The organism is Rhodothermales bacterium (assembly GCA_034439735.1).
Lineage (GTDB): Bacteria > Bacteroidota > Rhodothermia > Rhodothermales > JAHQVL01 > JAWKNW01.
In genome coordinates this window covers 1-9043 of the sequence record JAWXAX010000137.1, presented here as the reverse complement: position 1 = coordinate 9043, position 9043 = coordinate 1, and the positions used below count along the sequence as shown (strand labels likewise).

The following is a 9043-nucleotide window of genomic DNA, read 5'->3' as shown; positions in this document are numbered from 1 at the left end:
GTGGCGGAGCCGGCAGATTTCATGGAGCCGGGTAAGCAATTGGGGTTGCGGGGTGTAGCGGTGCTCCATGGGGATCGAGGAGGCGAAGGCTCCCGGGATGGTGATAAGATGGAGGCCCTATTCCTCTTATCTAGACAGTTGTTCGATAACAAACATACCCTCGCCGTAACCGTTTTATTTTCAGGTCGTTGCATTTGAAATCCTGGTTATGTTATTTTGACGATGACAGAATATTGTTAGTTAGCCGCGCGATGCAGTCCGATCTTCCGGCATGTGAAATCGCTCAATTGGGAGACGTTCATGAACAGACTTAGTCGTCGAGACTTCATGAGTGCCCTTGCCGCTGGCGGGCTACCGATCTGGCAAGACAAACGCTCGACGCGCATGCTCGGGCAATATGATCCATCACCAGTCGACCCATGGCTGGATAAAAGCGAAGGAGGAACACCGATGCCGATCTACCTGACCCGGTTCAGTTACACCCCAGAAACCTGGGCCAAGCTCATTGAAAACCCCGAAGACCGGCGGACTGCAGCCAAGCAGTACATCGAAGCCGTGGGCGGAAAGCTGCATGGTTTCTGGTATGCGTTCGGCGAGCATGACGGGTACAACTTGTGGGAGGCTCCCGACAACGTTTCGATGGCAGCCACGGTGCTCGCGATCAACGCCGGCGGAGCGTTGAGCTCCATGCAAACGACTGCCTTGCTGACCGTCGAGGAGACACTTGAAGCTCTGGAAAAGGCCTCATCGATTAGGTATCGCCGACCGGGAGAAAATCGATAGATGTACCCCGCACTTGAACCAATCCTCGCCGACCCTGTGAGGGCGGGAGCAATCCTCCACTCTGGTACCGCGTCCGAGACGCGGCTAACACGCGGTTGGACCCAACGAAGACCCGTATCGGCATACTGCCAGCTCGAGCGGCTATTCTAGCGGGTCTCCGCGGGTCAACCGCCATCGTTATGCGGTCAACAACCCTCGTTGATGCTTACAGGTCTGAAGCAGACACTCCGCTCCGTTGAGGAGGCTGGCCGACAAATCCCGTGAGACTGGAGGTCTCGATGGCTACATCAGCATCACCGCGTCCGATCGACTTCAACCAAAGCGCGTACTGGTTTGCCGGCTTTCTCGCCCTTGCGCTGGTCGCATTCTGGCCGAGCTATCTGTCTCCCGCGTCGGAGAAGGTGAGCACGTACACACACGTGCACGCTTTCACGGCAACCGTGTGGATGGTGCTCCTCATCGTGCAGCCATGGCTGATCCGCACGCGACGACTGGCGCTCCACCGCTCGGTCGGGAAGACCTCGTACGTCATCGCACCCGCGGTGATCGTGAGCATACTCCTCCTCGCGAACAGCCGGCTGCAGGGCCTCACGGGGGCGCGGTACGAGATCCAGGAGTACGTCCTCTATCTCCAGCTGTCGCTCGCGATGGTGTTCGCGCTCTGCTACACGACCGCGATTTACTACCGGCGGCGCAGGGAGCTACATGCGCGCTTCATGATTGGCACCGCCCTGACGCTCATCGATCCGGTGATGATCCGGCTCATGTTCTGGATCGGGCCGCAGCCGTCGTTCAACTATCAGTGGGTCACCTTCGGTGTCACCGATCTCGTGCTCGTCGCGCTGGTCGCCTACGAATGGAGACGGAGAGCGCCGCACTGGGTGTTCAGGACGATGCTCATCGTCTTCGTGCTCGCGCACGTGCCGGCGCTGTTCGGCATGACGAGCTCGGAGACCTGGAAGGAAGTAGTTCGATGGTACGCGGCGCTTCCGCTGACGTAAATGCGACCCTTTCGGTATTCCATCAACGTCACATTGGACGGTGCTGTGATCATCGTGCATTCGCCTCGAACGAAGACCTGCATCGTCACGCAGCCGAGAACATCGCTCAGGCCCATGCCCTCCTCTTTGGCCAGGTGACCTACGAAATGATGGAGGCAGGGTGGCGGCGGGCGGCAAGCCATCCTCTCGCCGGAGCCATGTTGCCGCCTCCTGCTGCGCGGTTATCTTGGCGCATCCGATGACATTTCCCTGCATGCGCCCCTTCCCATCCTCCATGAAGTCACCCGTTATCGTTCTACTGCTCGCCTCCCTCTTCGACGTCTTCGAATCCCTGCCTCGCCAGGGCCCCGGCAACCGAGTGAGTGCAGAGAAGGCCCTGGGGCTATGCCGCGAGCTGCCGGCATCCCCATCCATCCTCGACCTCGGGTGCGGCTCCGGCGGACAAACCCTCCACCTCGCCGACCTCAGTCCGGGCTCCATCCTCGCCATCGACAGCCATGCGCCCGGCATCGAACGGCTCCAGGCAGCGATCGCCGAACTGCCCGATGAGGCGTGGTGGGACGATTTCCAGGCACCCATGGAAGCCAGGATCGCCACGTTTCGCGTCCCCTAAGCCGGCAACCTGGACGGCCAAGGCCACCCTCGACCAGCTCGCCGCCGAACCCGAAAACCACCGGCGCTACGGCGACTTCTACGCCTACGCGTTTTTTGTGGCGCGGCGCCCTGGCTGAACGCGATTTGACGCCGCAGCACATTTCATCTAGCGATCATGTTCGTGGCAAATGGCTAACCTACTTTCGATACCAGATGACGCGTCACTTACCAGAAACCTGTCACGGTCGCTTTACCTGATTTCCTTCTCGTTGACGTTCTTAAATCTCTCAAATATGCTCAATGCTTAATTTGTGCTAGTGATCGAAAGCGTTAATGTCGAGCAATGTGCAAAAAGATACGCCGCGCCTCCGCGGGAATATCCCCATCCCTTGACCGAATGGAGAAATAACGCTCCCGCAGAGACGCGGAGTGGAATCACGAGAAGATGTAGCCGTCCTGGCAAAGATCCAACCGTACGACTGGCTCACTGGATGCCGCGTGAGCTTCCTCGTTCACCTCCCATACACCTTAACCTCCTGCATCGTCCACGCCGGCCTTGGCTCGGGCAGGGCGGCCACCTGGGTGATGCGGATGAACCGCGCCTCCACCGGCTCGAACACGATCGCACCCTCCCACGCGTCTGTCCCCCCGTACGCCACGGGTTCTGTCCACGTCGATCCATCCATCGACACCCTCACTTCGTAGCCACGCGGCGAGGTGAACTGCGGGGGCGGTGCCTCGGGCGGGGGGCCGAAGTTCTGCCGGCCGGATACGAATCGGATCTCGGTGACGGCGGTCGGCTCCGGGAGTTCGAGCTGGAACCACATGCCCGGCTCCTGGGGTGCGGCGCTGGACCAGCCGGCGAAGTTAAACGCGCCGGCCGCACCGACGGGATTGTGGCTGGCGGTCGCCACGAGCTGTTCGGGATCAATCAACGCCGGCAGCGAGGCCACGAGTTCGTCGTGCCGCCAGGGAGCCGTCCGGCCGGCGTTGGTGTCGCGAATGCGGGCCACATCCTCCGGCATCACCCAGGCGCCTTTGTTCGAGAAGCTGGCGTTCACGTACGACGCGACGGCGGCAACCCAGGCATCGTCGTTTTCGCCCATCGCCACCATCAGGTCGCCGGGATACGAAACGCCCTCGATGGGTCCCGTCTGCCCATAAAGCAGGGTTTTGATGAGGTATTCGGGATGTCCCTGAAGGCGGGGCGCGGCGGCGAGCACCGGCGCGAGTGTCTGCCCGCTGCCGCCGAAGGGCGTGCCGCGGCCGGCGTCGCCGTGGCACTGGGCGCAGAGTTCTCCGTAGATCGCCGCGCCGTGCGTGAGCTGGTCCTTCTGAGCGTCGGTCAGCCGGCTTGCGTTGCCCGTGTAGTGGGGCCAGGGGGTAGCGGGTTTGTCGAGGATTTCTTCAGCGACAAACCGGATGCCGGCGGCAGTGGAGGCTCCGATGGCCTGGCGGACGGCGGCTTCCGCGTCCGGCGCCCCGAGAACGTCCATCGTGAGCATCGCCTGGATGGCCACATTCGGATCGGAGTCACGGGCGAGGAGGCCGTAGTCGGACGCCAACGCCGCCGCGCCGGCTTTGTATAGTGTTTCACTGGCGCGGAGGGCCTGGACGCGCATGGCCGGGTCTCGATCTTGCAGCAATTCTCCAACAATGTCGCTGTCGAGCGTACCCAGGCCTTCGAGCGTCCAGAGCGCGTGGAAACGAGCGAGGCGGTTTTCGCGCTGGCGGACGAGTTCCAGCAGCGCCGGCGCCACGGAGGCATCCTGCTGGAGGACGAGCAGCTGCTGCGCTGTGTCTCGCCACCAGCCATTGGGGTGGGCGAGGTGGCGGACGAGCTGCGCCGGCGTCTCGTCGAGCATCCGGGGTCGCGTCGTGTCCCGCGGCGTACTCGCATGCGTCAGTCGCCAGATCCGCCCGTGACCGATGGCTTCATCCATCGCGTACTGCTCTATCTTGTAGCGTAGGAAGCTGCCGGGCCGGGTCCAGTTGCCTTCCTGGATGATGCCCCGGTACATGTCGGTGATGTAGAGCGTGCCGTCCGGCGCCGTGGCGAGGTCGACCGGCCGGAAGAGAGGGTCTGTAGAACGGATAAACTCCGACGAATCCGCTTGATAGACGTTGTGCAGTTGGGTAAGCCCCTCGGTGACGACCGGTTCGACGCGGCGCACGATGCGGCCGACGGGTTCGCCATAGAGATAGTGGCCCACGAGGTCGGCCGGCAGCCGGTGGCCGCGGAAGACATCGTTGCCGGCGGAGCCCGTCACCTCGTTCAGCGTGCCGTCTGGCCGCGATGCCTGGGGCCCGGGCTGGTAGTCACCAAATCCCGTAACCCCATACGGCACACCGAACCCTTCGGCGTACGGCTCGTCGACATCGTAATTGCCGTAATGGATGGGAAACTGGAAATAGGACGGCAACCCGCTCGCACCGCCCTGGAACCAGATCTTGCCCTCGTTATCCTGTGTGACGCCCCACTGGGCGCGGTTGGAGCCGGTGGGTTCGCGGAGGATGCCGGCCGGCGTCCACCGGATGCGAAACGCGTTGTAGGTGCTGTACATCCAGTTATCCATCCCTGTATAGAGGAAGGCCTGCTGGTGCTCGACGTTGCCGGAGCGGCCGTAGTTGGTCGTGAACAGCTCCTTTTTGTCCGCCCGCCCGTCGCGGTCCGTGTCGGTGAAGCGGTAAACCTCGTTTTCGTTGGACTCCATCGTGAGGATGCTGTGCGGCCCAAAAGGCATCACGAACCGGGGGAAGACCAGGCTGTCCACAAACACGTGGTGGATTTCGTAGACCCCGTCGTTATCGGCATCCTCGTGCATCGAGATCATGCCGACGGGGTCCAACTCGCCGGTGGCGTCAGCGTCCTGCATATAGCCGCGGAGTTCGAGGACAAAGAGCCGGCCGTTGCCGTCGAACGCGATGGCCGCCGGCTCCTTGATGGCCGGCTCGGTGAGCACCGCTTCGAGGCGATACCCCGGCTGCAGCAGGAAACGCGAAAGCTGCTCATCGACCGAGGCCTGAACGACCGCGGGACCGGGTGTGAGGGTGTCCTCCGGCGCGATCACGCCGGGGCCCGTGGCAACGGCCGGCGTGGTCGTCGATCGAGGAGGCGGGGTGCAAGAAACTGCAAGCAGGCCCACGGCTATAAAAACGAGTAGAACGGTGATTCGCATCCTCAACCTAACCTAAAGGTCCGTAAAGACACGATACATCGTGTCTCCAATACATGGGATCGCAAGAGCATACAAGATCCCATCGACCGATACCAGATGCAACCAGCCTCGAGAAATGAGCCGTCCGAAACCCGAGCCCAACCCATTCGCACGTCTCGGCGCCCGTCAATACCCGCACCCAGGCCTATTACAGCGCCGACGACGACCAGTGCTACACCATCGTCATCTCCGGCTCCGCGTTGCTTTTCGAGCACAACCGGGATCGGTATCGCGAGATAGTGAAAGGCGTGCGATTCGTGGAATAAAAAAATCACCCCGTCGGCAACCAACAATCCGGAGCTACGTTTAGAGATCCCGTAGGGAAAATCCCCACAGCCCGGACAATCGCCCGGCCGTGGGGACCCAGACGACTCCGTTTCCGATAGTGACCCACGAGTAGACCCACACCGCAACGAGGGGCCGGCCATTTCGATGGCGCGGCCCCTTGCGGTTTTTTGCAGGAAACAGGAAAGAGCCCAACGTGCCCCTGTTTTACCTTTTACCTTTTACCTTTTACCTTCGCTACAGCGTGTAGCCTTCCCGGTACGGGCGGTGCAAGAGCTCGTTGGCGTCCGCGTGATTCGTAATTTCGCCCTTTTTAGCGTCCCAGTGGATCTTGACGCCCTGGCCGGCGCGCAGCGCAACAATACCCAGGAGCATCGTTTCCGTGAGCGGGCTCGCGTATTCAAACGGAGAGACCGCCTTTCCGATGCCTTTACAGGCATTGGCCCAATTCATCTCATGGGTCGTCTCCACCCGTTCAAACGTCTTCGGCGTGTCCTTGTATTTTTCCATCACGTGGTCGGGGAACAGGCGCGCATCGATCCCGTGGTCCTTGTGCATGAGCGTACCCTTATCGCCCACATAGATCACCCCGCCATCGCGTGGCAGCAGCACATCGTCCGGAATGCCGACCGGCCGGGCCGGCATGAGGCCGCCATCGTACCAGTGCATGTTGACGGCCGGCTTCATGCCACTTGCCGGGAAGTGGTAGTGGACCAGCATCGACAGCGGGAACGAGGCCACGTCGCGCTGCGGTCCGCCCCAGGGGCTGAGGTTGTCCGCGCCCCAGGGGGTAGAGGTGGCCTCGATGGTGGCCGGCGCATTCAGGCCCAGGGCCCAGAACGGATGGTCCATCAGGTGAGCGCCCATGTCGCCCAGGGCGCCGGTGCCGTAATCCAGCCAGCCGCGCCAGGTAAAGGGCTGGTAGATGGGATGGTACGGGACGGCGGGCGCCGGCCCGAGGAAGAGGTCCCAGTTGAGGCTTTTCGGAATACGAGGCGCTTTGCGTCCGTGGAATCCGTAGGAGATCCGTTGCTGTGCCTCATCCATGCCCCATCCTGTATCTTTCCCGATGGAAGCCTTTTTCGGACGCGGGACGCCCTGCGGCCACACGGGCCGGTTTGTCCAGATGTGTACCTCGCGCACCGGTCCGATGGCGTCTGCGTGGATGTATTCGTTGACGCGGCGGGCGGACTCGGTCGAGTGGCCCTGGTTGCCCATCTGGGTGACAACGCCGGTCTCTTTTGCCAGCTGACCGAGCACCCGCGCTTCGTGAACCGACCAGGTGAGGGGTTTCTGGACGTACACGTGTTTGCCCATGCGCATGGCCATGGCAGCGGCCACGGCGTGCGTGTGGTCCGGTGTGGCGATAACGACGGCGTCGATGTCCTTCTGCTGGTCGAGCATCTCGCGGAAGTCCTCGTAGCGCCGTGCCTTTTCAAATGCCTGCGCGAGGGCTTCTCTGCCTTCGCGGACTTTACCATTTTCGTACAGCGCGCCGTGGACGAAGTCGAAATCCACATCACATATCGCCACGATATTTTCGCTCGTGAGCGCATTCATATTGCTGGCGCCCATCCCGCCGACCCCCACGCCGGCGACGTTGAGGGTATCACTCGGCGCCTTAAACCCTCTACCGAGAACATGGCGGGGCAAAATGGTGGCGGCGAAGCCCGCGGCGGCGGCTGTTTTTACGAATTCGCGACGGGTGAACGGGGTAGTTTTCATAACCAGAAACCAGGCTGAGGTGAACGTGTAGCGCAAGCAACGGATTGCCCCGATCAGTGTCAAGATGCGAGCGTCTCGTTCGCGGGCGATTTTGGCCCGGGGACCTCAGCCGCGTATGCGGGTAGATGCCCTTCGCAAAAAGGAACGTTCGTTTCTAGCGAGGGTCCCACTGCCGTTAAAACCCAGAACGCAACTCGTTTCGAGCGATGCCTCATCAGGAGCCATCATGAAGATAGCCCTCGCCCAGATCAACCCCACCGTCGGCGACCTGACCGGCAACAGCCGGCGTATCGTGGACTTCGCGCAGCGGGCCGCCGCTCAGGGGGCGGACCTGGCGATCTTCCCGGAATTGTGCGTCTGCGGGTACCCGCCGCAGGACCTACTGGATCGTCCGTTTTTTATCGAATCCGTCCAGCAAGCCGTCCGTTGGATCGCGCGCGAAGCGCCGGCCGGCATGGGCCTGATCGTTGGCGCCCCCGTCCGCAATCCATCGCCAAAAGGGAAGCGACTCTTCAACGCGGCGCTCTTGCTTGAAAAAGGCCACATCCTCGCGGAAGTACACAAGGCGTTGTTGCCCACGTACGACGTATTCGACGAGAACCGATACTTCGAGCCGGCGCTTTCGTGCCAGCCCATTGTGTGGCGCAGCATGAAACTTGGCCTACACGTCTGCGAGGACATGTGGAATAACGAGGAGGAGGCGCCCTTTTACCTCTACAACGCCAATCCCATCGACGCTCTGGCAGCCGCCGGCGCCGAGTTATTCATCAACATCAGCGCGTCGCCGTTTTATCCCGGCAAACACGCCGTCCGCGATCGGCTTATCGCCGGCAACGGCCGCGATCATGGCGTACCGTTTATCTACGTCAATCAGGTAGGCGCCAACACGGAGCTGGTGTTCGACGGCGACAGCCGTGTGCACGACGCGCGGGGCCGGCTCGTTCATCGCTGCGCTTCGTTCGAGGAAGATCTCTTCGTGTGGGACCTGGATGGGCCCGCCTCCGACTTCCACGAGCCGGAGCGAGATCGCATCGCCGATCTGCACGATGCCCTGGTGCTGGGCATCCGGGATTATGTCGCCAAGACCGGTGCTTTTTCAAAGGCGCTGCTGGGGCTCTCCGGCGGCATCGATTCCGCCGTCACCTGCGCCCTGGCGGTCGCCGCGCTCGGGGCGGACCGCGTGGTGGGCCTCACGATGCCCTCGAAGTACTCCTCCGCCGGCTCGGTGGACGACTCGGCCGACCTCGCCACGCAGCTTGGCATCGCGTTCCACCGCATCCCCATCGTGCCGGCCGTCCAGGCGTTCGAGGAGATGCTTTCGGGGATCTTCGCCGGCACCGACGCCGGCGTCGCCGAGGAAAACATCCAGGCACGAACCCGCGGCGTCACGCTAATGGCGGTGTCGAACAAGTTCGATCATCTGCTCCTCACGACCGG

The 9043-nt window shown here is 62.1% G+C and carries 6 protein-coding genes; 4 read left to right on the top strand and 2 right to left on the bottom strand.

From position 1 onward, the window contains the following. Positions 1 to 300: 300 nt before the first annotated feature. From SH809_10910 to SH809_10900, 3 genes are all read left to right on the top strand, one after another. A complete protein-coding gene (locus SH809_10910; GenBank protein MDZ4700206.1) occupies positions 301 to 783 on the top strand; it encodes a GYD domain-containing protein in 483 nt (160 codons plus the stop codon). A gap of 278 nt (positions 784 to 1061) precedes the next feature. Then, entirely contained in the window at positions 1062 to 1784 is a 723-nt protein-coding gene (locus SH809_10905; protein MDZ4700205.1) for a hypothetical protein, read from the top strand. A 274-nt stretch (positions 1785 to 2058) separates the two neighbouring features. After that, positions 2059 to 2397: a class I SAM-dependent methyltransferase gene (locus SH809_10900; protein ID MDZ4700204.1), complete on the top strand. Its 339-nt coding sequence runs from the start codon at positions 2059 to 2061 to the stop codon at positions 2395 to 2397. A gap of 493 nt (positions 2398 to 2890) precedes the next feature. Here SH809_10900 and SH809_10895 read toward each other — a convergent pair whose 3' ends face one another. Together SH809_10895 and SH809_10890 are read right to left on the bottom strand one after the other, a co-directional pair. Continuing rightward, positions 2891 to 5557, bottom strand: a complete 2667-nt coding sequence (locus SH809_10895; GenBank protein MDZ4700203.1) for a discoidin domain-containing protein — start codon at positions 5555 to 5557, stop codon at positions 2891 to 2893. A gap of 561 nt (positions 5558 to 6118) precedes the next feature. Beyond that, positions 6119 to 7606 (bottom strand): Gfo/Idh/MocA family oxidoreductase, encoded by a 1488-nt coding sequence (locus tag SH809_10890; GenBank protein MDZ4700202.1) that lies wholly within the window; start codon positions 7604 to 7606, stop codon positions 6119 to 6121. 226 nt (positions 7607 to 7832) lie between these two features. Between SH809_10890 and nadE the strand changes: the two genes are divergently transcribed. Further along, positions 7833 to 9043, top strand: a 1211-nt coding sequence (nadE, locus tag SH809_10885) for an NAD(+) synthase (GenBank protein MDZ4700201.1), incomplete at its 3' end; no start/stop codon positions are given.